23 protein-coding genes are annotated in these 24,004 nt (G+C 60.9%); 19 read left to right on the top strand and 4 right to left on the bottom strand.

The window, feature by feature from the left end; translation table 11 throughout:
* Nucleotides 1-33 precede the first annotated feature (33 nt).
* The gene (locus RVM27_RS06360; RefSeq protein ID WP_498957602.1) at nt 34-651 is read left to right on the top strand and encodes a YitT family protein; all 618 of its coding nucleotides are present in this window, start codon (nt 34-36) and stop codon (nt 649-651) included.
* 85 nt (nt 652-736) lie between these two features.
* On the opposite strand, the gene RVM27_RS06355 is transcribed toward RVM27_RS06360, so the two are convergent.
* Nucleotides 737-3,298 (bottom strand): heavy metal translocating P-type ATPase, encoded by a 2,562-nt coding sequence (locus RVM27_RS06355; RefSeq protein WP_498957601.1) that lies wholly within the window; start codon nt 3,296-3,298, stop codon nt 737-739.
* Nucleotides 3,271-3,723: a MerR family transcriptional regulator gene (locus tag RVM27_RS06350; protein WP_498957600.1), complete on the bottom strand. Its 453-nt coding sequence runs from the start codon at nt 3,721-3,723 to the stop codon at nt 3,271-3,273. The genes RVM27_RS06355 and RVM27_RS06350 overlap by 28 nt, the downstream gene beginning before the upstream one ends.
* A 262-nt stretch (nt 3,724-3,985) precedes the next feature.
* Between RVM27_RS06350 and RVM27_RS06345 the strand changes: the two genes are divergently transcribed.
* The 8 genes from RVM27_RS06345 to rimI all read left to right on the top strand — a co-directional run bounded on the left by RVM27_RS06345 (nt 3,986) and on the right by rimI (nt 11,780).
* Entirely contained in the window at nt 3,986-5,335 is a 1,350-nt protein-coding gene (locus RVM27_RS06345) for an OmpP1/FadL family transporter (protein ID WP_498957598.1), read from the top strand.
* 234 nt (nt 5,336-5,569) lie between these two features.
* Nucleotides 5,570-6,668 (top strand): peptide chain release factor 2 gene (gene prfB / locus RVM27_RS06340; protein WP_498957596.1). Its coding sequence is split into 2 segments (ribosomal slippage): nt 5,570-5,644 and nt 5,646-6,668, totalling 1,098 coding nucleotides; the frame shifts between segments, so codons are not numbered across the junction.
* A gap of 34 nt (nt 6,669-6,702) precedes the next feature.
* Nucleotides 6,703-8,214, top strand: coding sequence for a lysine--tRNA ligase (gene lysS, locus RVM27_RS06335; RefSeq protein ID WP_498957595.1), 1,512 nt, complete (start codon nt 6,703-6,705; stop codon nt 8,212-8,214).
* A gap of 89 nt (nt 8,215-8,303) precedes the next feature.
* Nucleotides 8,304-8,690, top strand: coding sequence for a hypothetical protein (locus tag RVM27_RS06330; RefSeq protein WP_016916012.1), 387 nt, complete (start codon nt 8,304-8,306; stop codon nt 8,688-8,690).
* A gap of 87 nt (nt 8,691-8,777) precedes the next feature.
* Nucleotides 8,778-10,181, top strand: coding sequence for an MFS transporter (locus RVM27_RS06325; protein WP_498957594.1), 1,404 nt, complete (start codon nt 8,778-8,780; stop codon nt 10,179-10,181).
* Between the two features lie 42 nt (nt 10,182-10,223).
* Complete coding sequence (locus tag RVM27_RS06320; RefSeq protein WP_039183366.1) at nt 10,224-10,532, top strand: BolA family protein; 309 nt, start codon at nt 10,224-10,226, stop codon at nt 10,530-10,532.
* Nucleotides 10,529-11,350: a hypothetical protein gene (locus RVM27_RS06315; protein WP_498957593.1), complete on the top strand. Its 822-nt coding sequence runs from the start codon at nt 10,529-10,531 to the stop codon at nt 11,348-11,350. Before RVM27_RS06320 ends, RVM27_RS06315 begins: the two co-directional genes overlap by 4 nt.
* A complete protein-coding gene (rimI, locus tag RVM27_RS06310) occupies nt 11,334-11,780 on the top strand; it encodes a ribosomal protein S18-alanine N-acetyltransferase (RefSeq protein ID WP_287808014.1) in 447 nt (148 codons plus the stop codon). Before RVM27_RS06315 ends, rimI begins: the two co-directional genes overlap by 17 nt.
* Here the strand turns inward: rimI and RVM27_RS06305 are convergent.
* Both RVM27_RS06305 and rsmD read right to left on the bottom strand, forming a co-directional pair.
* On the bottom strand, nt 11,777-11,971 hold the full coding sequence (locus RVM27_RS06305) for a cell division protein ZapB (protein WP_016916017.1): 195 nt from the start codon (nt 11,969-11,971) through the stop codon (nt 11,777-11,779). The two genes, rimI and RVM27_RS06305, sit on opposite strands and share 4 nt — an antisense overlap.
* 105 nt (nt 11,972-12,076) lie before the next feature.
* Nucleotides 12,077-12,697 carry a 16S rRNA (guanine(966)-N(2))-methyltransferase RsmD gene (gene rsmD / locus RVM27_RS06300; protein WP_189463761.1) on the bottom strand — a complete coding sequence of 207 codons (621 nt, stop codon included), beginning with the start codon at nt 12,695-12,697 and terminating at the stop codon, nt 12,077-12,079.
* 90 nt (nt 12,698-12,787) lie between these two features.
* Between rsmD and ftsY the strand changes: the two genes are divergently transcribed.
* From ftsY to lspA, 10 genes are all read left to right on the top strand, one after another.
* Nucleotides 12,788-14,113 (top strand): signal recognition particle-docking protein FtsY, encoded by a 1,326-nt coding sequence (ftsY, locus tag RVM27_RS06295; protein ID WP_498957592.1) that lies wholly within the window; start codon nt 12,788-12,790, stop codon nt 14,111-14,113.
* The gene (gene ftsE, locus RVM27_RS06290) at nt 14,110-14,778 is read left to right on the top strand and encodes a cell division ATP-binding protein FtsE (protein WP_016916020.1); all 669 of its coding nucleotides are present in this window, start codon (nt 14,110-14,112) and stop codon (nt 14,776-14,778) included. Before ftsY ends, ftsE begins: the two co-directional genes overlap by 4 nt.
* Complete coding sequence (gene ftsX / locus RVM27_RS06285) at nt 14,775-15,833, top strand: permease-like cell division protein FtsX (RefSeq protein ID WP_039182312.1); 1,059 nt, start codon at nt 14,775-14,777, stop codon at nt 15,831-15,833. The genes ftsE and ftsX overlap by 4 nt, the downstream gene beginning before the upstream one ends.
* Nucleotides 15,834-16,039: 206 nt before the next feature.
* Nucleotides 16,040-16,909, top strand: a complete 870-nt coding sequence (gene rpoH / locus RVM27_RS06280) for an RNA polymerase sigma factor RpoH (protein WP_498957591.1) — start codon at nt 16,040-16,042, stop codon at nt 16,907-16,909.
* A gap of 190 nt (nt 16,910-17,099) precedes the next feature.
* The gene (locus RVM27_RS06275) at nt 17,100-17,249 is read left to right on the top strand and encodes a P-loop NTPase family protein (RefSeq protein WP_287808005.1); all 150 of its coding nucleotides are present in this window, start codon (nt 17,100-17,102) and stop codon (nt 17,247-17,249) included.
* A gap of 273 nt (nt 17,250-17,522) precedes the next feature.
* Nucleotides 17,523-17,789 (top strand): 30S ribosomal protein S20, encoded by a 267-nt coding sequence (gene rpsT, locus RVM27_RS06270; protein WP_016916025.1) that lies wholly within the window; start codon nt 17,523-17,525, stop codon nt 17,787-17,789.
* A gap of 99 nt (nt 17,790-17,888) precedes the next feature.
* Nucleotides 17,889-19,466 (top strand): murein biosynthesis integral membrane protein MurJ, encoded by a 1,578-nt coding sequence (gene murJ, locus RVM27_RS06265; RefSeq protein ID WP_016916026.1) that lies wholly within the window; start codon nt 17,889-17,891, stop codon nt 19,464-19,466.
* Between the two features lie 102 nt (nt 19,467-19,568).
* On the top strand, nt 19,569-20,606 hold the full coding sequence (ribF, locus tag RVM27_RS06260; protein ID WP_498957590.1) for a bifunctional riboflavin kinase/FMN adenylyltransferase: 1,038 nt from the start codon (nt 19,569-19,571) through the stop codon (nt 20,604-20,606).
* 7 nt (nt 20,607-20,613) lie between these two features.
* Nucleotides 20,614-23,445 (top strand): isoleucine--tRNA ligase, encoded by a 2,832-nt coding sequence (gene ileS / locus RVM27_RS06255; RefSeq protein WP_498957589.1) that lies wholly within the window; start codon nt 20,614-20,616, stop codon nt 23,443-23,445.
* Nucleotides 23,438-23,986: a signal peptidase II gene (gene lspA / locus RVM27_RS06250; protein WP_498957588.1), complete on the top strand. Its 549-nt coding sequence runs from the start codon at nt 23,438-23,440 to the stop codon at nt 23,984-23,986. The genes ileS and lspA overlap by 8 nt, the downstream gene beginning before the upstream one ends.
* The last annotated feature ends 18 nt before the right edge of the window (nt 23,987-24,004 follow it).

The raw sequence follows: 24,004 nt of genomic DNA, 5'->3' as shown, positions 1-24,004 counted from the left end.
GGCCGCTCTAATAATCCTAAAAAGGACGCACTCATGCGCATGGAAGATCTTCCCAAGGACCCCCACAAGCCCTACGAAGACATCATGGCGATGCTGTTGGGCACGCTGTTTGTGGCGCTGGGGGTGACGTTTTACACCCACGCGGTGCTGCTCACCGGTAGCACCGCAGGGCTCGCGCTGTTGCTGAACTATGTAACGGGGTGGGGGTTTGGCGTCTGGTTTTTTGCCATCAATCTGCCGTTTTACTATCTGGCGATCAAACGCATGGGGTGGAGCTTTACGCTGCGCACCTTTGTTGCCATTGGCCTGGTCTCGCTATTTTCCGAGTTGACCCAGCGCTGGGTCAGCTTTGAAAGCGTCCCTTCGCTGTACGCCGCCGTGATGGGCGGCGCGCTGATGGGCATCGGCATGCTGATGTTGTTTCGCCACCGTACCAGCCTCGGCGGCATCAACATTCTGGCGCTCTACCTGCAAGACAAGCATGGCCTGCGGGCAGGCTTTGTGCAGCTGGGAATCGACGCCGTCATTCTGCTCATCGCCCTGACCCAGCTCCCGCTGGACCGAGTGGGTTACTCGGTGCTCGGCGCGCTGACGCTCAACCTGATCATTGCATTGAACCATAAGCCAGGACGTTACATCGGCGTGAGCTGATGCCTTGCTCAGCGTGGCGTGCTGCCCCAGAACCACCAGACGATGGCCGCGATCAGCGCAAGGCCTATCAGGTTTACCAGCAGGTTCATGATCGTGGCTCCTGTGGCGACAGGGTAGTGGGCGGGCGCCAGCGTCTCAAGCGGTTGGCGTTGCTCACCACGGTGATGGAGGAGAGCGACATGGCGGCTCCGGCAATCATGGGCGAGAGCAGCATGCCGGTGAACGGGTACAGCACTCCAGCAGCGACAGGAATGCACAGCACGTTGTAACCGAACGCGCCCACCAGGTTCTGCTTGATATTGGTGAGCGTTGCTCGGCTGATGGCGATGGCGTCTGCGACCCCGTGCAGCGAGCCGCGCATCAAGGTGATTCCCGCACTTTCGATGGCGACATCGGTGCCTTGGCCGATGGCAAAGCCCACGTTGGCGCGCGCCAGAGCCGGGGCATCGTTGATGCCATCGCCCACCATGCCAACGATCTCTCCCGCTTGCTGCAAGCGCTCGATTTCGGCGTGTTTGTCTTCTGGTAATAGCCCCGCACGGTACTCCTCGATGCCCACTTCCCGGGCAACGGCAGCAGCAGCGTGGGAGTGGTCTCCTGTCAGCATGATGACGTTGACGCCTTCTTGCTGAAGTCGCGCGATGGCCGCTTTGGCATCGCTGCGCAGCGGGTCGCTGATGCCGAAGAGGGCGGTCAATTGGCCGTCCACCGCCAGATACACCAGTGTGCGTGCTTTGTGTTCCAGTGGGCCGGCAATGGCCTGTCCAGCCGTCAGATCGACGCCTTCGTTGACGAGCAGCAGTGCGTTACCCAGCAGCAGCGTTCGGCCATCCTCGGTATACGCCTTGACTCCGCCCCCGGTCACGCTATCGAAGCCGCGAATCTCAGTAGCCTTGGCACCCGCTGCTTCGCCATAGGTGGTCAATGCTGCGGCGAGCGGGTGCTCCGAGCGGCGCTCTAGTGCCAGGACATAGCCGAGTGCGGTGTTGGCATCGCCATGCAGTATCTCGGCGTCTGTCACGCTGGGCTTGCCCTCGGTCAGCGTACCGGTCTTGTCCACCACCAGGGTGGTGAGTTTGCTGGCGGTTTGCAGGGTCTCACCGTTTCTGACCAGTACTCCCTGTTCAGCGGCCTTGCCCACGCCGATCATGGTGGATATCGGTGTGGCCAGGCCCAGCGCGCAGGGGCAGGCGATGATCAACACGGTAGTGGCGGTGACCAGCATGTGGATCATCCGAGGCTCGGCGCCCAGGTTGAACCAGGCCAGCGCAGTGAGCACGGCAATGATCATCACCGAGGGCACGAAGATACTCGAAATTCTGTCGGCCAGCTCGCCAATCGGCGGGCGCGAGTTCTGTGCACTGGCCACCTGCTCGGTGATCTGCCCCAGGCGTGTATCGGCCCCGACGCGGGTGGCCTGGTAGACCAGGCTGCCTTTGCCGTTCACGGTGCCGGCACTGACGTCGTCCCCCACGCGCTTTTTGATAGGCAGCGGCTCTCCGGTGAGCATGGACTCATCAATATGGCTCTCGCCTTCCAGTACCTTGCCATCCACCGGCAGGCGCTCGCCAGGGCGTACGCGGATGTGGTCGCCTTGACGGACCGCGTCGAGGTCGACTTCTTGCTCTTCATCATCGCGCACCACCCGCGCCGTGCGGCTTTGCAGATCCAGCAGGCGTTTCAAGGCGTTGCTGGTGCGGCCGCGGGCCTTGAGCTCCAGCGCATTGCCCAACAGAATCAGGCCGATCACCATGGCAGAGGCTTCAAAATAGATGCCGTGCGCCACCTCAGGCAACCAGGGGGCAAAGGCCACTACCACCATGGAGTAGAGCCAGGCGGTGCCGGTACCCATGGCTACCAAGGTGTCCATGTTGGCTTGATGATGCTTGAGGTTCTTCCATGCATTCACAAAGAAGTGGCGGCCAGGAAAGACCAGAATGGCCAGGGTGAGCAGGCCAATCACCAGCCAGAACAAGCGCCCCATCCCCACCGGGTGCGGGTGATAGACAAACATGCCGAGCATGAGCGGTAGCGCCAAGGCGAGTGAGTACGCACTCCCCTTCAGGCGCGTTCGATAGAGCCGCGCTTCTTGTTCTGCACGCGTCTCTTCGGCGGCGCGCATATCGACAATCGGTTCGGCGCGGTAACCTGCGGCATCGACGGCGGCCATCAGCGTCGCTGCATCGACGTGGCCAAATACCTGAGCGGTATGGGTCGCGAAATTGACGCTGGCCGTATCCACGCCTTGTGCGCGTTCCAAGGCTTTCTGGACGCTTTTGACGCAGCTGGCACAGGTCATGCCGGTGATGGCCAGGCGTATTCGCTGGCTGCCCTGGTGGGAGCGTGGCGTGTCAGCCATGTGGGCCGCTGCCGTCGAGTCGTTACCTTCGGCCTCGGTTTTGGTGTCGTCAACAGCAGGCGGGGCCAGCTCGCTGGGGGGGTAGCCTGCCTGTGCCAGGGCGTCATCCAGAGCCGTCATGCTCAGGGTGGTGGTGACCTCCAGGCGTTTGTCGGCTGGGAAGCCGGTTACCTCGGCAGTGGCGTCCTCGGCGAGAATCGCTTCCCGCATGCGCTTAACGCAGCCCTGGCAGTTCATACCCGGCACGGTGCGTATCAGCATCACGGTTTGCTCGGTGTCACGCTGCATGCTGCCTCCTCGGGAAAACTTTCGATCAAGCGGCACAGGCTGTGGCCATCGGGGGTGCCGTCGGGCATGGCCTGCCAGCTCTCCAGCGCCTGCTCCATACGCTCGGCAAGTGCCTCTAGCTCGGCAATCCGCGCGCGTATTTGCGGCAGCCGGTGGGCAAGCAGATCGCGCACTAGCGGGCAGGGGGAGTCGCCTTGGTCGGCATGGGCTAGGATGTCACGGATTTCCGCCACGCTAAACCCCAGCTTGCGCGCCCGCTGAATAAAGTGCAGACGCTCCAAATCGGTGGTGGAGTAGAGCTGGTAACCGTTGTCGGGATGGCGTTGGGGAGATAGCAACCCTTCTCGGGTGTAATGGCGGACGGTTTCAGCAGTGACGTGACCGCGTTTGGCAAGCTCGCCAACTTTTAAATCGCTTAACGACATAACCTCCCCCCCGATTGGCGGTAAATGTTCAAACTGTAGTGTAAAACCTTTGGGTAACCCATAGGTCAAGTGGCCGTGATCGACTCAGTCGAAATGACTAAAACACTGATTTAAAACGATCGTACGACTAATGTATAGGCGGAAAATAAAATAAAACGCTCGTTTGCACTTGAACCAAACCAAGCATTGGGCGAAAACTGAGGTGTAGGAACAACGCGGATGGATGGCACCGTCCGCCGGATCATCGGGAGAGAGGCCCACAATGCATAATAACTTCAAGAAATTAACCCTCGCGGCCGCGGTTGCAGCAGTTACCTTTGCAAGCCAAGCTAATGCAGGCGGATATCAGATTAACGAGCAGAGCGTCAGTGGGCAGGGGTATGGCCATGCTGGGCGTAGCTCGAACGTCAACGACGCCACCATCGTGTTCGGTAACCCTGCGGGTATGTCGTTCCTGGACCGTGCTCAGGTGACGGTTGGGGGAACCTACCTAAATGTTAGTACAGACATCGACAATGCAAGTGCCAGTCGTGATTTTGGCATGGGCCCTGTGGAAATCACCGGCTCATCGGATGGCGACATAGTGCCTGGCACTCTTGTGCCATTTGCCTTTTATGCACAGCCTGTCAATGATCGCCTAGCATTCGGTTTTGGTGTATATGCTCCCTTTGGCTCTAAGACAGAGTATGAAAGCAGTTTTGTTGGACGTAACTTGGGAAACTATACCGAATTGACGGTTGTAAGTGCACAGCCTACTGTTTCATATCGCTTCAATGATCAATGGGCTGTTGGTGCAGGTGTAACGTATAACCGTGTGGATGGTGAACTGCATCGACAGGTTGCAAACCCATTCAGTCCAGTTGGCTCTGCTGCAGACTTGGATGCACGAGTTGAAGGCGACGATGATGGTTGGGGCTATAACCTTGGTGTTATATATCAGCCAGTTCCTGAAACCACGATGGGGCTTACCTACCGCTCGAAGGTAAGTTACACGCTCACAGGTAATTATCGCGCTACTGACCCTACCGGTATCGTGAACGCGGTTGCTCCTGATCGTTTGAATCGAGATGCAACTCTCGATCTTACTACGCCTGAGACCATCAACCTCTCGATTACTCAAGAAATGAGTGATCGACTAAAACTTATGGCGGGTGCGTCATGGACTCGCTGGAGTCGCTTCAATGAGATACGTGTTGATGATCCGAATGACTTAGGCGGTGTGCCGATTACGCAGGAGCAACAAGGCTATTCAAATGCCTGGGCTTATGCGCTCGGAGGGGAGTATCAGCTCAATCCTCAGCTTGCTTTGCGAGCTGGCATTACCTTGGACTTCACTCCTACAAGCGATCAGTATCGCAGTGCTCGTATTCCATCGGATGATCGCCGGATCTTTTCCATTGGCGCAGGCTGGAGTCCCACTGAAGACTTGACCCTGGATTTTGCTTACTCTTACTTAACGGAGCGCAGCACGCAGGTTGATCAAAGCCGAGGAGATCCGCTTTTCAACCCTGCGACAGGGCAGCTTGTTCAGGGCGGGGTAGAATCCTCCTACTCGGCTGATTACAAGAACGAAGCCCATGGCTTCGGTGCTCAGCTGACCTACCGGTTCTGATGTAACGGCTCGCGCTTACTGATCGACTGACCCGGCTTCGGCCGGGTTTTTTGCTTTCTCAGGGTGGGTGCGATTGGCAGCGGGTTTGGTTACAATGCCTGCCAGAATGTCGCCGTTGGGGTGGCTGGCACCGTCTCAAGTGGCCAGGCCGTCCCAACGGCGACTGTCTCTTTTGCGGCGCGAGGCGACCCCGCGTCAGCGAGCTTTATTTACCGACCAAGGCTAGGGCGATCCATGTTGGAAACCAACCCGATTCACAACCAGATCAAGGACCTGTCTGAGCGGACAGACGTTCTTAGGGGGTATCTTTGACTATGCCGAGCGTAAAGATCGGCTAGAAGAAGTATCCCGCGAACTCGAAGACCCCAACGTCTGGAACGATCCAGACTATGCTCAAAAGCTGGGCAAAGAGCGTGCCTCCCTGGAAGCCATTGTGGCCACCATCGACGAGCTGGAACAGGGCCTGGCGGATAGCCGCGACCTGTTGGAGCTGGCCGAGATGGAAGAGGACGAGGCCACGGTCGAGGAAGTCCGCAAGGAACTGTCTGGACTGCAAGACGCGTTGGAGAAGCTCGAATTTCGTCGCATGTTCTCGGGAGAAATGGACGAGAACAATGCTTATCTGGATATTCAGTCAGGATCGGGCGGCACCGAAGCTCAGGATTGGGCCAACATTCTGCTGCGCATGTACCTGCGTTGGGCCGAAAGCCACGGCTTCAAGACCGAGATCATCGAAATCTCTGCCGGGGAAGTCGCGGGCATCAAGTCGGCGTCGCTGCATATTCAGGGTGACCATGCCTTTGGCTGGCTGCGTACCGAAACCGGCGTCCATCGTCTGGTGCGTAAAAGCCCCTTCGACTCTGGCGGCCGTCGCCACACCTCGTTTGCCTCCGTCTTTGTGTCGCCAGAAATCGACGACAGCTTCGAGGTCGAGATCAATCCATCGGATCTGCGTGTCGATACCTATCGTTCCAGCGGTGCGGGTGGTCAGCACGTCAACACCACCGACTCGGCGGTGCGGATCACCCACGAGCCCACCGGCATTGTGGTGGCATGCCAGAATCAGCGCAGCCAGCACGCCAACCGCGACTTCGCCATGAAGCAGTTGAAGGCGAAGCTGTGGGAACACGAGATGCAAAAGCGCAATGCGGCCAAGCAGGAAGCGGAAGACTCCAAAGCCGATATCGGTTGGGGCAGCCAGATTCGCTCTTACGTACTGGACGATCAGCGCATCAAGGATTTGCGCACCGGCGTTCAATCCAGCAACTGCGACAAGGTGCTCGACGGGGATTTAGATCAGTTTATCGTCGCCAGCCTGAAGCAGGGTTTGTAATCTTTTTAGCGTTTGAACAGAAATAGGGTGCCCGATGGCCAACCAAGACGCGTCTTCTCTCGATAACGAAAATCACCTGATCGCCGAGCGCCGTGCCAAGCTGGCGGCCCGCCGTGAGCGAGCGGCCGAGCAGGGCAAGAGCGCTTTCCCGAACGATTTCCGCCGCGACAGCCTCACCGTCGAGCTGCACAACCTGCTGGGTGAGAAAGACAAAGCCGAGCTGGAAGCGCTGGATCATCAGGCGTCGGTGGCCGGTCGCGTGATGCGCAAACGCGGTCCTTTTATCGTGATTCAGGACGTGGCTGGCCAGATTCAGCTCTACGTGGACAAGAAAGGGCTGCCGGAAGACGTGCTGGAGGACATCAAGGGCTGGGACATCGGCGATATCGTCGCGGCCCGCGGCCCGGTGCACAAATCCGGCAAGGGCGACCTCTACGTCATGATGGTGGAAGCGCAGCTGCTCACCAAGAGCTTGCGCCCGCTGCCGGACAAGTTCCATGGCCTGACCGACCAGGAAGCCCGCTATCGTCAGCGTTACGTGGATCTGATCATGAACCCGCAGTCGCGCAAGGTGTTCGAAACCCGCGCGGCGGTGATCAGCTCCATGCGCCGTTTCTTCGAAGCCCGTGGCTTCATGGAAGTGGAAACGCCGATGCTGCAGCCGATCCCCGGCGGTGCGGCGGCGCGCCCGTTCATCACTCACCACAATGCGCTGGACATCGACATGTACCTGCGCATCGCGCCCGAGCTGTACCTGAAGCGTCTGGTGGTGGGTGGTTTCGAGAAAGTGTTCGAGATCAACCGCAATTTCCGTAACGAAGGGCTCTCCACTCGGCACAACCCGGAGTTCACCATGGTGGAGTTCTACTGGGCCTACGCGGATTACCGCGACCTGCTGGACATGACCGAAGCCATGCTGCGCACGGCAGCCCAGGAAGTGCTGGGCACCACCACCCTTACCTACCAGGGGGCCAGCTACGACTTCGGCCAGCCCTTCAAGCGCCTGACCCTGCGCCAGGCGATTCTGGATCACGGTGACGGTATCACCGAGGCCGACCTGGCGACGCTGGACGCTGCTCGCGCGGCTGCCGAGAAGCTTGGTATCAAGGTGAAAGAGAGTTGGGGCCTGGGTAAGCTGCAGACCGAGATCTTCGAGGAAGTGGCCGAGCACAAGCTCGACCAGCCCACGTTCATTACCGAATACCCCGCCGAGGTGAGCCCCTTGGCGCGCCGCAACGACGCCGACCCGTTCGTCACCGACCGCTTCGAGTTCTTTGTCGGTGGTCGCGAGATCGCCAACGGCTTCTCGGAGCTGAACGACGCCGAAGACCAGGCGGAGCGTTTCCGTGAGCAGGCAGCCGAAAAAGACGCCGGGGATCTGGAAGCCATGTACTACGATGCCGACTACGTTCGCGCCCTGGAGTATGGCCTGCCGCCCACGGCGGGCGAGGGCATCGGCATTGACCGCTTGGTGATGCTGTTCACCGACAGCCCCTCCATTCGTGACGTGCTGCTATTCCCGGCGATGCGTCCCGAAGTTGATTGACGTTAAATGTGGCGCTAGCGGACGAAAAGTTGGTAAGGGCGCGATTTAGCGCCCATAATGGTCAACGTTTCGACGGCGAGGAGAATCCCATGAAACTGCTAAATCGCTCTGCCTTGAGCGTCAGGCCGACCCAGACCTTCGTGGACTGGATCAATGCGCTCGAACCCACCATGGGAGACGACGACCTGACCCTGGCCGACGTCGAGCGTGAAAGCACGGTGTATCTGATTCCCGAAATGGATACCCCGGAGGCGCTGGAGACGTTTGTCCGCGACCGGCACGTGGAGATTCTGGAAACCGAGCTGCGCGCCTGGGAAGAGGATGAGCGCCAGTGGCCCGAAAAACTCGACTGGGCGCTGTTCGAAGATTTCCTGCGCGTCGAGCACAGCTATCTGGCCATCGACCTGGATGACGAGACGGCCCTCGAGATCTCTGACGTTGACGATGCCCTGCTGCTCGACAACGAACAAGATTAGCGTGCTATTATTTTTAGCGTAAGCGCACTGTGAAACCGGCTTCGGCCGGTTTCGCCGTTTCAGAGGGGGGGTCAGGAAGTGATGACCATGCGACTGTTCGAAACTCGCCCCGGTGACGACGGCCTGCCCGGGCCAGAGCGACGGCTGGCCGTGCTGGCCTTGGTGACTGGTACCTTGATGGCGGTCATGGATACCACCATGATCAATCTGGCGTTACCGACGATTTCCGCCGACCTGGATATCCCGGCGTCTCGGGCCGTCTGGATCACCAACCTGTTTCAAGTGGTATGCGCCGCCTTTTTGCTGGTGTTTGCCGGTATCAGTGAGCTGGTCACACGGCGGCGACTGTATCTGTTTGGCATTGGCCTCTTCATGGCCGCCTCGCTGGGGGCAGCGTTATCCCGCCAGTGGGAGTCATTGCTGGTGTTTCGCGCCTTGCAAGGGCTGGGCGCTGCCGCCACTCTCTCCATAGGGCCATCGCTCTATCGTGCCATCTTCCCGTCGCGGCTGTTGGGCAGCGCGCTCGGTTTGAGTGCGCTGGTGGTGGCCGGGGGCTACGCGGCAGGCCCGACCTTGAGTGGCGTCATCCTGTCGTTCGCCGATTGGCCTTGGCTGTTTGCGCTGAACGTGCCCCTGGGGCTCTGCTCGCTCTGGCTGGCGGGCCGGGCCTTGCCACGCGATATTCCCCGGCAGGGCGCCTTCGATACCCTGGGTGCGCTCTACTCCATGCTGATGCTGGCCAGCTTCTTCGTGGCCATGGACGCCGTCGGGCACGCTGCGCCCCTGTGGCAAAGTGGGGGATGGGCACTGCTGGCCGTACTGGCTTGCGGGCTGTTTATCCGCCGTCAGCGGCACGCTCCTTATCCGCTGCTGCCGCTGAGCGTCTTTGCCGAAAAGCGTTTTACCCTGGCCGTGTCGGCTTCTGGGCTGGCGTTTATCGGCCAAGGGCTGACCTTCGTGGCGCTGTCGTTTTTCTATCAGGAGCAGATGGGCTTTTCACCGCTGGAAACGGCCTGGCTGTTCACCCCGTGGCCGCTGGCCATCATGCTGGTGGGGCCGCTGGCGGGCAGGTTGGCAGACCGTATCAATCCTAGCCTGCTGTCGAGCACGGGCCTGGTGCTGCTGATCATCGGGCTGGTGGCGCTGGCGCAGGTCGATGAAGGCACTGGCGTGGCGGGAAGCCTGTGGCGCACGGCGCTGTGCGGCATCGGTTTTGGCCTGTTTCAGCCCCCCAACAACCGTGAAATGATGGGCAGCCTGCCGCCGGAGCGTAGCGCCAATGTGTCGGGGGTCATGAGCACCATGCGCACGGTCGGGCAGTCTTTCGGGGTGGCCCTGGTGGGGGCTGCCCTGGCGCTAGGGGCGCCCGTTCAGCTGACCCTTTGGCTGGGAGCGGCCACCACGGTTCTGGCGCTGCTGGCCAGCCTGTCGCGTATTCGCGTGGCGCAGCAGGCGTTATTGGCGCGGCGGGCATCGTCGGCTGGCAAGTAAGGGCGTACAATGGTGGCGTTGCGGACAGAAGGAGAACGCCCCATGGCGATACAGACACAGATCGAGCAGAAGTTGGCGGCGCTGACCCCTGAACTGCTCCAGGTCGAAAACGAAAGCCACATGCACAACGTGCCGGCCAACTCTGAAACGCATTTCAAGGTCACGCTGGTCAGCGACAGCTTCGAAGCCATGATGCCGGTGAAACGCCACCAGCAGATCTATGCGCTGCTGGCCGATGAGCTGTCGGGGCCGGTGCACGCCCTGGCGCTGCACCTCTACACGCCCACCGAGTGGCAGGCACGGGGCGGTGCGCGCCCCGATTCGCCCAACTGTCGTGGCGGCGAAAAGTGACACCGGAGGCCGCGCGAAGGCACTATCTGGAGGCCATGGGCATTACCGCCTGGGCCTCCCGCTATCAACTGCCCAACGCACTCCCCACGCAAGCCTGTGAATGGGAAGACGCCCCTGCCAAGGCGCCGCCGCGCGAGCGCCTGCACGCCCTGCTGGACGATGCTCCGCCGCCGCGCCCACGGCCCGCTGCGGCAGAGGCCAGCGCCCCCGCGCCTGCCAGTTCCCATGCCGCCCCCCAGGCGGTGCGCGCGCTGCTGGGTGGCCAACCTGTCGAAACGCCAGCGCCGCAAGCGTCAGATGATGCCGTACCCGAGACCCCCAAGGCAGTGGCCAAACCGCTGGAGTTCAGCCTGTCCTGCGTCTGTCTCGGTGGCCGCTGGCTCAGCCTGTGCGAAGGCGACATGTCGCCTCCCGAGCAGCAGCTGTTGGCCAATATGCTGCGTGGGGCGGGCCTTTTGAAAGGCGAGCTGCCATCGGTGGTCACTTTCAAATGGCCGCCGATGGCCACCGCATTTACCCCAGAGGACCCGTTGGAAGAAGCCCAGGAAGGTCTGGCTGCCTTCGTCTCCGGCGCGGCCAGCCGTCAGGGCTGGGCGTTGGAAAACGTGCTCTGGTGGGGCGCGAGCGATGCCGCCGAGGCATCGGCCATGGCGCAGGTGATGGCCCTGACCGATGGGCGTAGCCGCAGCTTGTCCTTGCCGGTATGGGAGGCGCCAGGATTGTCGGCACTGATGCAGCAGGCCGGGGCCAAACGTGCCCTGTGGCCACGGTTGGTGGCATTGGGGCAGCAGTGGAGCCCGCATGATCACTCGGCTTGACGGCCAGCACGCCGAAGGAGTGTGCTCGCTCGAAGCGCAGGCGCGCAGCGGAGCAAGTCGCGCTCAGTTGCTGGCAGCGCTGCAGGGCGAGCAAGCCTGGGTAGCAGGGTATTGGCAAGAGGACGTTCTGCTGGGCTATGCGCTGCTGGTCAGGCTGCCCTTCGATGCCGAGTTGCAGGCCATTGGCGTAAGCCCTGAGGCACAGGGGCAAGGAGTGGGGAGGCAGCTGCTGGACGCCTGCGTGGCCGTTGCCAGGCAGTGGTCATCCGAGCGGCTATTGCTGGAAGTGCGCGCTGGCAACCAGCGGGCCATCGCGCTTTATCGTCGGGCGGGGTTCGCACAGGATGGGTGCCGTAAAGGCTACTACCCGGCCGCTGAAGGGGCGACCGGGCGAGAAGATGCGCTGCTGATGTCGCGGTCGTTGCTTTAAGAGGCGCTGCCCCCTTCGATACCGTCGAACTTGCTGAGGACACCCTGCAGGCGACGTTCCCACTCTTCGCGCTCCTGCTTCAGCTGGCTGTTTTCATTGCGAAGCTCTTCGTTTTCCAACTTCATCATCTCCAACGCCTCGACGGTGTCGGTGACTTTCTGCTCCAACTGATTGAAAAGCTCCAGGCTCATGCCTACCTCCGGTGACGATCGGCAGGCAGCGGCCTGCCGACATGGGAATGAAGAACGATGTCGATGCGCCGAGCGTAACGCTGCGGCGAGTCGTCGGCAAGCGCTTTACGCAGGCCCGCGACGATAGAGTCGGGCAACGCTTTCACCCGCTCGGGTTTCTCTATGCAACTGCCAGTTGGCCGGGACTTCCGGGGTCAGCGTGTGCTCGGTTTCGAGATAGATCATGGCGTCGTCGGCCAGCCAGCCGCCTGCCTCCAGTTGGGCGCAGCAAGGTGCTGCCAGCCCCTGGTGGAAGGGGGGGTCGAGAAACACCAACGCCATGGGGTCGCCGGGCTGGGCGAGAAATGCCTGCGCCTCCTGGGTCACCACGTGGCCCTTGAGGGTGCCCAGAGTGGCCAGATTGTCGCCGATGAGTGACGCCACCGCCGGGGTGCGCTCGACGAAGGTCACGGCAGCCGCCCCCCTGGAGAGCGCTTCGATACCCAGCGCACCGGTGCCTGCGAACAGGTCGAGGACGCGCTGGCCGTAAAGCGCTTGGCCCAGCCAGTTGAACAGGGTTTCACGCACCCGGTCCGGCGTGGGGCGCAGCCCCGGCTGGTCGAGTACCGGCAGCAAACGGCGGCGGTAGTCACCACCAATGATGCGCAATTTTCCCGGTGGCCGAGTCGTGCCACGGGATGCAGAGGCGCCGCGAGGCGTTGAGCGAGAGGAGCGTTGTCGTTTCATGACGCGGATTGTAGCGGGCAACTTATCCAAAGTCTTGGCCTGCGGTGGTAGGATAATCGCAATGTTCACCTATTCAGTCGGATGACCCTTATGTTCGGTTTTTTCAAACGCAAGAAAAAGCACGACTCCCAGCAGGAGCCGCAGGAAAGTCAGGATCCGTCGCTAGGCGCTGAGCCCCCCGTCAGCGCGCGTGACACACCGGCTCCCGCGGCGGAAGAGGCCGCGCCAGAGGTGCCGCCTGCCAGTGCCAAGGCGCTGAATGAGCCGCTATCTCCGCCAGCCACCGAAGAAGAGGCGCCGCTGCCCCAGGACGAAGAGCCGGTGCACAGTGAGCTTGTGGAACATACTCTGCCAGAGCCAGAGCCAGAGCCAGAGCCAGAGCCAGAGCCAGAGCCAGAGCCAGAGCCAGAGCCAGAGCCAGAGCCAGTCAAGCCCGCGCTACAAGAGAAGCCGGTGGCCGAGCAGGGCGAGAAAAAGGGCTGGTTTGCACGCATCAAGTCGGGGCTGGGCAAGACCCGCGCCAACCTGACCGATGGCTTGGCCGATCTGTTTCTGGGCAAGAAGCATATCGATGACGAGCTGCTGGAAGACCTGGAAACCCAGCTGTTGATGGCCGATGTGGGCATCGAAGCCACCAGCGAGATCATCGAGCGCCTGGAAGCGCGGGTGTCCCGCAAGGAGCTGAACAACCCGGAGGCGTTGTATCGCGGCTTGCAGGAAGAGCTAGCAGCGCTGCTGGGGCCGGTCTCCACGCCGCTGGATGTCCAGAGCGCCAATGGAGGTCCCTTCGTCATTCTGGTGGTGGGGGTCAACGGCGTGGGGAAAACCACCACCATCGGCAAGCTCACCCAGCGTTTTCAGCGCGAAGGCAAGAGCGTCATGCTGGCGGCGGGGGATACCTTCCGAGCGGCCGCCGTGGAGCAGTTGAAGGTCTGGGGCGAGCGCAACAGCGTTCCGGTGATTGCTCAACACACTGGCGCGGACAGCGCATCGGTGATTTACGATGCGGTGGCGGCGGCCAAGGCCCGAGGGGTGGACGTGCTGATTGCCGACACGGCCGGGCGGCTGCATAACAAGAGCCACCTGATGGAAGAGCTCAAGAAGGTGCACCGTGTCATGCAGAAGCTGGATGACACTGCACCCCACGAGGTCATGCTGGTGCTGGATGCGGGCACGGGCCAGAACGCCATCTCCCAGGCCAGCACGTTCAATGAAGCGGTGCCGATCAGTGGCATCACGCTGACCAAGCTGGACGGTACCGCCAAGGGCGGCATCATCTTCGCGCTGGCCAAACAGCTGGAGACGCCCATCCGGTTCATTGGCGTGGGTGAAGGTCTGGATGATCTGCGCCCCTTCGATGCCCACGATTTCGTCAACGCACTGTTTGACCGCCAGGGAGACGATGGCCGCGCATGATTGCCTTCGAGCATGTGGGTAAGCGCTATGGAGGGCGCTTTGATGCGCTGGCGCACCTGAACTTCCGCGTGGCCAGAGGCGAAATGGTCTTTTTGACCGGCCACTCGGGGGCGGGCAAAAGTTCGCTGCTGCGGCTCATCATGCGTCTTGAAACTCCTAGCCGGGGCCGGGTGGTGGTGGCGGGGCACGATATTGCCCAGCTGCACCCCAGTCAGGTGCCGTTCTACCGCCGCCAGATTGGCGTGGTGTTTCAGGACCACCAGCTGCTGTTCGACCGCAGCGTGTTCCACAACGTGTCGCTGCCGCTGGAAATCCAGGGCGTCGAGCCACGAGAGGCCGCCCGGCGGGTGCGTGCCGCCCTCGACAAGGTAGGCCTCTTGCATCGCGAAAAAGCGCTGCCCATCGAACTTTCTGGTGGTGAGCAGCAGCGGGTGGGCATTGCGCGGGCTGTGGTCAACAAGCCAGCCTTGCTGCTGGCGGATGAGCCCACCGGTAACCTCGACCCACAGCTGTCGGCGGATATCATGGGGCTCTTCGAGGATTTCAATCGGATTGGCACGACCATCATGATCGCCAGCCACGACCTGGCATTGATTGCCCGGTTGCGTCACCGCATTCTGCGTTTGCAGGATGGTCGTCTGGTGGGTGACGAGGGAGCCTTATGAAGCGTTCGACACCTCGCCATCCTGCCACGCCGCGCCAAGGTGGCGCTGCCCCGCGAGCCAAACGCGCTGCACCCACCCCGCCTTCACCGAGCGAAGCGCCAGCACGCAAGGGCGCGCGTTCGCAGCAGACGCGTTTCAGCAGTCGCCTGCGCGCCTGGGGCAGGCACCATCGTGCCATGGCCATCGACAGCCTTTACCGGCTGGTGCGCCAGCCGCTGGGCAACCTGCTGACCATGCTGGCCATTGCGATTGCGCTGGTACTCCCGGCCGCGCTCTGGCTGACGCTGGATAGCGCTCGCCTGCTGAATACCGAGCTGGATGAAAGCGCGACGCTGACGGTCTACCTCGACGTTGCCGTGGACGAAGCGCAGGCGGCGCGCATAGAAGAGGCGGTCGTGGCAGACGAAGGCGTGGCGCAGACACGCATGATCAGCCCGGAAGAGGGCATGGCCGAATTCCAGCAGTCGCTGGGTATCGATGACACTTTGGCGGGGCTGGATGACAACCCGTTGCCCACCAGCATCGTGATCGCACCGCAAAGCGTCGACCCCGATGCCATGGCGGAGCTGGCCCATCGGCTCGAAACCCTCACTGGCGTAGACGAAGTTCGTGTCGATCTGGCCTGGGTGGAGCGGCTGCGCCATTTGGCCGAGCTGGGGCGCCGGGTGGCGCTGGCGCTGGGCGTTCTGTTCGGCTTTGGCGTCTTGCTGGTGGTGGGCAACACCATACGCCTGGCGGTGGAAAGTCGTCGCCGCGAGATCGAGGTGGTGATGCTCATGGGGGCCACCCATGCCTTTGTCAGGCGGCCATTTCTCTACAGTGGTGCCTGGTACGGCATTGGGGGAGGCGTGATTGCACTCGGGTTGCTGGGGTTGGGAAATCACTGGCTATCGCTGCCAGTGGCGGCCCTGGCAGCCAGCTATGGCGCCAGCTTCACTTTGCCGCAGCTGGATGTGACGGGCTCTACAATTCTGCTATCTTGCAGTACACTATTGGGCTGGTTAGGAGCATGGCTGGCAGTGACCCGCCACCTTTCCAGTATCCGCCCGCGCTAGGTTCGCAGCGCAGGACATCGGGCAGTCACGGTCATGTCATCTCAGGTTAATGGACCAGTGACAAGCTTGAAAGAGGTGCTACCGCTGATGAACTGGCCTAGTGAACCTTGACGGTTGGCCAGGGTCTTATCAGTCAATTCCAGACGCGCTGGCCGAGTATCGCTTGCGCGTCGACCACGAAAGGTTTTAAGGGAGGCCATCTGCACATGAGCACTAGTCTTCTACCGGTGGGACAGCTGTCGCCAGGCAACGACCTGGGCGGCTACATTCAAGCGGTGAATGGCATCGCGGTGCTGAGCGTCGAAGAGGAGCGCGAGCTGGCGTTTCGCCTTTATGACGAAGGCGACCTGGAAGCGGCGCGTCGTCTGGTGTTGTCGCATCTGCGCTTCGTTGTCCACATCGCTCGCAGTTATTCGGGGTACGGCCTGCCCCAGGCCGACCTGATCCAGGAAGGCAACGTTGGCCTGATGAAGGCCGTCAAGCGCTTCGATCCTAACCAGGGCGTGCGCCTCGTATCCTTTGCGGTGCATTGGATCAAGGCAGAAATCCACGAGTTCGTGCTGCGCAACTGGCGTATCGTCAAGATTGCCACCACCAAGGCACAGCGCAAACTGTTCTTCAATCTGCGCAGCGCCAAGAAGCGTCTGGCCTGGTTGAACAACGACGAAGTCAACGCCATCGCCAAGGACCTGGACGTCAAGCCGGAAATTGTGCGTGACATGGAAGGCCGCTTGTCGGCGTTCGACGCTGGCTACGACGCAGCGCCCGGCGATGACGACGAGAGCGCTTATCAGGCACCTGCCTACTTCCTCGACGACGCTTCGGCAGACCCGGCGACGCAGCTGGAAGATAGCGACTTCGAAGAGGATTCGACGCGCCGCCTTCAGCTGGCCTTGCAGGCACTGGATGACCGCTCTCGGGATATCCTCCAGCGCCGCTGGCTGACCGATGACAAAGCCACGTTACATGACCTGGCCGATGTCTACGGGGTGAGCGCCGAGCGTATTCGCCAGCTCGAAAAGAACGCCATGAAAAAGCTTCGTCAGAAAATGGGTGATGCTACCATCGCTGCATGATGTGAGCTTGTTGGGTGGTGCTGCTACTTAGTGCCACCGCCTAACGCTGAAAAGCCCGAGCCCGAGAGGGATCGGGCTTTTTGCCTGATGCAGGTTGGCTTTACGGCAATGCCCGCGACTATTTCTGCGCCTTGTCTATTTTTCGCTCTGCTTTTCCTGCTAGATTCCCCTTTGGGCATACGCCTCTGCCGTGAAAGAGCACCCCGAACGTGACCTGGTCATCGATCTGGCGGCTCAGTCGGCGCAGCCGATCAATCGCTGGATCGAGGAGACCGATGTCTTTGGTCTGCTCAATGAGTTAGGCATGCAAGTGGTTGCGCAAGTCCTACGAGCGGCTTGAGAAGCTGAAGTCGCAGCTTGAAACCATTGACAACGGCTAGCAAGCACGCTTGACGCGTGATAGACTACGCCATCCTCTCAGACAAGACCCGTGAACGGGCAGCGAAATGACTGCTCGTTACACTATTTGGCAGAATTGAAAGTGCTGCCAAATCAATCGGTTGTTGTGGAAAGATTCGTACGGAAATGTCGTGCCAAGGCAATTGCCAGCCGACAGACACATAGTTAATCCGTTGCCGTTGATGGGCAACCTTTATTCTCCAAGGAGATACCTGTGGCGAACAGCAAGCAAGCACGCAAGCGCGCCCGCCAGGCCGAGACTCGTCGCGTCCTGAAATCCAGCCAGCGCAGCATGGTCCGCACTTACATCAAGCGCGTGATCAAGGCGATCAACACTGGCGATCATGGCAAGGCCATGGAAGAGTTCAAGGTCATGCAGCCGGTCGTTGACCGCATTGCTGACAAGGACGTGCTTTCCAAGAAGAAAGCAGCGCGCCTGAAAAGCCGCTTGAACAAGCGCATCAAGGCTCTGGCGGCGTAAGCCGGCAGTCGCCCTAAAAAACCGGCTGCGGCCGGTTTTTTTGTGTCCAAACGTTGCCCGTGCTGCTTGAGCCCCCCTTTTCTCAGTATGGAACCAGTGATGAGTGCGAAGACACCGCCGCAAGCCAATATGTCGCCGCCGCGCCGAGGGCTGATGCGCTCTGGACTGGTGGTGAGCGCCATGACCATGATCTCGCGGGTCATGGGGCTGGTGCGGGATGTGGTGGTTGCCACCTTCCTGGGGGCGGGCAACGGGTCCGATGCCTTCTTCGTGGCGTTCAAGATTCCCAATTTCATGCGCCGACTGTTCGCCGAAGGGGCCTTCAATCAGGCCTTTGTGCCGGTGTTGTCGGAGTACTCGACCCAGCGCAGCAAGCAGGAAATTCGTGAGCTGCTCAATGCGGTGGCGGGCAGCCTGACCGCCATCCTGGCGCTGATCACGGCGTTTGCCATGCTCGGTGCGCCCTGGCTGGTATGGCTGTTTGCGCCAGGCTTTGGGCGTGACCCCGACAAGCTGGCCATGACCGCCGACATGCTGCGCTTGACCTTCCCCTACCTGCTGCTGATTTCCTTGACGGCCTTTTCCGGCAGTGTTCTGAATACCTGGAACCGCTTTGCCGTTCCTGCGTTTACGCCAGTGTTGCTCAATCTTTCGTTGATCGGGGCGGCGCTGTTTTTAATGCCTCTGATGGAAGAGCCTGCCATGGCGCTGGCCTGGGGGGTGCTGATTGCCGGTGCTGCCCAGCTCGCCTTTCAGGTGCCGTTTTTGCTGCGCCTGGGGCTATTGCCAACGCCATGGCCCAACTTCGCCCATGATGGCGTCAAGCGTATTCTCAAGCTGATGGCTCCGGCGCTGTTTGGCGTATCGGTGTCGCAGATCAACCTGTTGCTGGATACGGTGTTGGCGTCGCTGCTGGTGGCCGGTAGCGTCTCCTGGCTCTACTACTCGGACCGTTTGGTGGAGCTGCCGCTGGGCGTGTTTGGGGTAGCCATTGGTACCATCATCCTGCCCGCGCTTTCCAAGCGCCACGCAGAGCAGTCCAGCGAACATTTCGCTGCCATGCTGGACTGGGCCATTCGCGTGGTGCTGTTGCTGGGCGTGCCTGCGGCGCTGGCGCTGGCGGTGCTGGCCGAGCCTTTCCTGATCACGCTGTTCCACTATGGGGCGATGACCGAGGTGGATATTCAGATGGCAGCCATGAGTCTGCGCGCCTATGCGTTCGGTCTGGTGGCTTTCATGCTGATCAAGGTGCTGGCCCCTGGCTTCTTTGCCCGCCAGGACACCAAAACCCCCGTGAAGGTCGGGATCGTCGCCATGGTCGCCAACATGCTGCTCAATTTGCTGCTGATCTGGCCGCTGGCGCACGCAGGGCTGGCGCTGGCCACGGCGCTGTCGGCGTTCCTGAACGCGGGGTTGCTGGGCTACCTGTTGTATCGTCAGGGCGTGCTGGTGTTTCAGCCTGGCTGGGGGCGGTACGCGGTGCAGCTGGGTGGGGGCAGCCTGCTGATGGGGGTGGCACTCTATCTCGTGTCGCCCCACTGGCAGGCGTGGCTGGAGTTCGGCATGTGGCAGCGGATTCGCTGGGTGTCCGGACTGGTGGTGCTTGGCGGTGGACTCTACTTCCTGTGGCTGACGGCGCTGGGGCTGCGCCCACGGCATTTCAGGATGAATAGCTAGGCTGAGGCGGGGCGTTGGTCAAGATGGCCCGATGGCAATCTTGACCTGCACCAGGCCAGCACGTTCGTTATAATCAAACGCTTTCAAGACGGCAGAGGTGCCATGCACGTCATTCGAGGTCTGCACAATCTGACACCCTCTCAGCGTGGCTGCGTGGCGACCATCGGTAATTTTGATGGCGTGCATCGCGGCCATCAGGCGATCCTGCAGCAGTGCCGAGAGCACGCGGCCCGCCTGGGAGTGCCCTTGACCGTGGTGGTCTTCGAGCCGCAGCCACGGGAGTTCTTTGCGGGTGACCAGGCGCCGCCTCGTCTGACGCGGCTGCGGGAAAAAGTGCGCTTGCTGCACGACCACGGTGCGGAACAGGTGCTTTGCCTGCCGTTCAACGACGCCTTGCGCAGCCTGACCGGCCGCCAGTTCATCGACCAGGTGTTGATCCAGGGGTTGAACGTCCGCCATCTGGTGGTAGGGGATGACTTCCGCTTTGGCTGTGATCGTCGTGGCGACTTCAGTTTGTTAGAAGCCGTGGGGCGCACTCATGGCTTTGGCGTAGAGCATACTCGCACCTTCAAGGTCGATGACGAGCGGGTATCAAGCACCCGAGTGCGTACGCTGCTGGCCAGCGGTAACTTTGAAGTGGCCGCCCGCCTGTTGGGCAGGCCTTATTCGCTGCATGGCCGCGTGGTGCGCGACCAGCAGTTGGGTCGCACCATTGGCGTACCAACCGCGAACCTACCGCTATTGCCCCAGCCGCTGACGCTACGGGGGGTGTTTGCGGTGGTGGCCGAATTGGCGAATGGCGAGCGGCACCCCGCCGTAGCGAACGTCGGCTTTCGGCCTACGGTGGGGTCTAAACGCCCTACGCTGGAAGTGCACCTGCTGGATTTTTCCGGCGATCTGTATGGCCAGCGGCTGACGGTTTACCCCTGCACACGGCTGCGGGGGGAAGTGAAGTTTGACGATCTTGACGCGCTAAAAGCACAGATTCACCAGGACCAAGCCAAGGCGCGCCGCTACTTTGCGACCGCCGACGCTGATCTAACGACCTCTCTTCCGCTGGCCTCGGCCCCGCTTGGGCGTGAGACCGCTTCTTCTGATTTCACTTCGGCGGATGACGCCGCCGATACTAACGACGGCTGACCGGACTATGGACTATAAGCACACGCTAAACCTGCCAGAAACCGACTTTCCTATGCGCGGCATGCTGCCGAAGCAGGAGCCAGGGCGTGTTTCCCAGTGGCAGGATATGAACCTATACCAGCGCCTGCGCGAAGCCCGTGCGGGTGCGCCGCTGTTTGTACTGCACGATGGCCCTCCCTATGCCAACGGCAGTATCCATATCGGTCACGCCGTTAATAAAATTCTCAAAGATATTATCGTTAAGTCCAAAAACCTGGCGGGTTTTGATGCGCCTTACGTGCCGGGTTGGGACTGCCACGGCCTGCCCATTGAGCACAAGGTCGAGACCACCCATGGCAAGCATCTGGCGGCAGACAAGGCCCGTGAGCTGTGCCGTGAGTACGCCGGCGCCCAAATCGAAACCCAACTGGTGGACTTTGTGCGCCTGGGTATCATCGGTGACTGGGATCATCCGTATCGCTCCATGGATTACGCCAACGAAGCGGGCGAGATCCGCGCGCTGGCGGATATGGTCGAGGCGGGCTACGTCTTTAAAGGCCTGAAGCCGGTGAACTGGTGCTTTGACTGCGGCTCGGCTTTGGCGGAAGCGGAAGTCGAGTACGCCGATAAAAAATCCGATGCCATCGACGTTGCCTTCCCCGTGGAAGACGCCGACAAGCTGGCGGCGGCGTTTGGCTTAAGCGAGCTGTCAAAGCCCGCCGCTGTGGTGATCTGGACCACCACGCCGTGGACCATTCCCGCCAACCAGGCGCTGAACGTTCACCCGGACTTTACCTACGCGCTGGTGGATACCGGCGAGCGTCTGCTGCTGTTGGCCGAAGAGCTGGTCGAGAGCTGCTTAGAGCGCTTTGGCTTACAAGGTGAGGTGGTCGCGACGACCCAAGGCAAACACCTGGACCTGATCAATTTCCGCCACCCGTTCTACGACCGCCTCTCGCCGGTTTATCTGGCGGATTACGTTGAGTCTGAGGTGGGCAGTACCGGTATCGTTCACTCTGCTCCGTCTTACGGTATGGATGACTTTGTCACTTGCCGTGAGCACGGCATGAGCTTTGACGATATGCTGAACCCGGTGCAGGGCAACGGCGTTTACGTGGATGACCTGCCGTTCTTCGGCGGCCAGATGATCTGGAAAGCCAACCCGAACATCATCGAGAAGCTGCGTGACGTAAACGCGCTGATGGCCCACACGCCGATCACCCACAGCTACATGCACTGCTGGCGTCATAAAACGCCGGTGATCTACCGCGCCACGGCCCAGTGGTTCGTCGGCATGGATATCAAAGGCAAGGATGGCAAGACCCTGCGCGAGCGCGCGCTGGCCGGTATCGAAGCGACGGAATTCACCCCTGCTTGGGGGCAAGCGCGTCTGCACAGCATGATTGCCAACCGCCCGGATTGGTGTATCTCCCGCCAGCGTAACTGGGGCGTGCCGATTCCGTTCTTCCTGCATAAGCAAACCGGTGAGCTGCACCCCAACACCGTGTCTCTGATGGAAGAAGCTGCCAAGCGCGTGGAGCAAGAGGGCATTGAGGCATGGTTCAAGCTCGAACCTTCCGAGCTGCTTGGCGCGGAAGCCGCTGACTACGATAAAGTCACCGATACGTTAGACGTGTGGTTCGACTCAGGCACCACCCACCGACACGTGCTGCGCGGCTCGCACCCCCACGGCCATGAAAGCGGCCCGCGAGCTGACTTGTACCTGGAAGGTTCTGATCAGCACCGCGGCTGGTTCCACTCGTCGCTGCTCACCGGTGCGGCGATTGATGGTCACGCGCCGTATCGTCAGCTGCTGACCCACGGCTTCACGGTGGATGCCCAGGGCCGCAAGATGTCCAAGTCCATCGGTAACGTGGTCGCGCCGCAAAGCGTGATGGATAAGCTGGGCGCCGATATTCTACGCCTGTGGGTAGCGTCTACCGACTACTCCGGTGAAATGGCCGTCTCGGATGAAATCCTCAAGCGCACTGCTGATGTGTACCGTCGTATCCGCAACACGGCGCGCTTCCTGCTTTCCAACCTGAACGGCTTTGATCCCAAGCGGGACCAAGTGGCGTTTGGCGATATGCTAGCGCTTGACCAGTGGGTCGTGGATCGCGCCGCACAGCTTCAAGGCCGCATCGAAACCGCCTACGAGGAGTACCGCTTCCTGGATGTGTACCAGCAGGTACACGGCTTCTGCGCGCGGGAATTGGGCGGCTTCTACCTGGACGTGATCAAGGATCGCCAGTACACCACCCAAACCGACTCGCTGGCCCGCCGTAGCGCGCAAACCGCGCTTTATCACGTGGTGGAAGCGCTAAGCCGCTGGGTCGCGCCGATTCTCTCCTTCACCGCCGAGGAGATCTTTGAACATATCCCCGGCGAGCGGGGCGATAGCGTGCTGCTGGAGACCTACTACACCGGGCTTTCCACGTTGGATGAGGGCGCCGAGATGGGCCGCGCTTTCTGGGAGCAGGTGCTGGAAGTGAAGCACTCAGTGAACAAATGCCTGGAAGACGCCCGTAACGCCAAAGTGATCAAGGGTAGCCTCGCGGCAGAAGTGACGCTGTTCGTCAATGACGAGCTGCACGCGACGCTAGCGAAGCTGGGCGACGAGCTGCGCTTTGTGATGCTCACCAGTGAAGTGCACCTGGCACCGCTGGCAGATGCCGCCAATGCCGAAAGCACTGAGCTTGAAGGCTTGAAGGTTGCGGTGAGCGCCAGTGGGCATGCCAAGTGCGAGCGCTGCTGGCACCACCGGGCAGACGTAGGCAGCGTTGCCGAGCACCCGGACCTGTGTGGCCGCTGTGTAAGTAACCTGCCCGAAGGTAGCGGCGAGATTCGTCACTATGCCTAACACAGCTTCCCCGGTGAACGATTCACACCAGCGGCCGCCCATGCGGCGGCCGCTGCGCTGGCTATGGCTTGCCGTGGCGGTCATTGTGTTGGATCTTGCAACAAAGTATGCCGCTAGCCACTTTTTAAGCTATGCACAGCCGGTTGAAGTCTTGCCGTTTTTCAACCTCACGCTGCTGCACAACACCGGCGCGGCGTTTAGCTTTTTGGCTGACCACCCCGGCTGGCAGCGCTGGTTCTTTGCGGCGATTGCTATTGGTGCCAGCATTGGCCTCACCGTTTGGCTGTCGCGCATTCGTGCAGATGAGAAGCTGCTCGCTATCGCCTTGCCGCTGATTATCGGTGGGGCGCTGGGTAACCTATACGACCGCTTAATTCATGGCTATGTGGTGGATTTTCTCTCTTTCCATGCGGCAGGCTGGTACTACCCTGCCTTTAACGTGGCGGATATCGGCATTACCCTAGGGGCTGTGGGCTTAATTTGGGAGTCGATTATGGGCGAGCGTCGCCGCAAAAAAGCCGCGCACTCTTCATCTTCTTAACATGCCAATGAGTGAGGC

It is taken from the genome of Halomonas sp. KM007 (genome assembly GCF_050709225.1).
GTDB lineage: Bacteria > Pseudomonadota > Gammaproteobacteria > Pseudomonadales > Halomonadaceae > Vreelandella > Vreelandella hamiltonii.
Note: the sequence above shows the minus strand (reverse complement) of the source record. Positions and strands in the feature narration are given on the sequence as shown.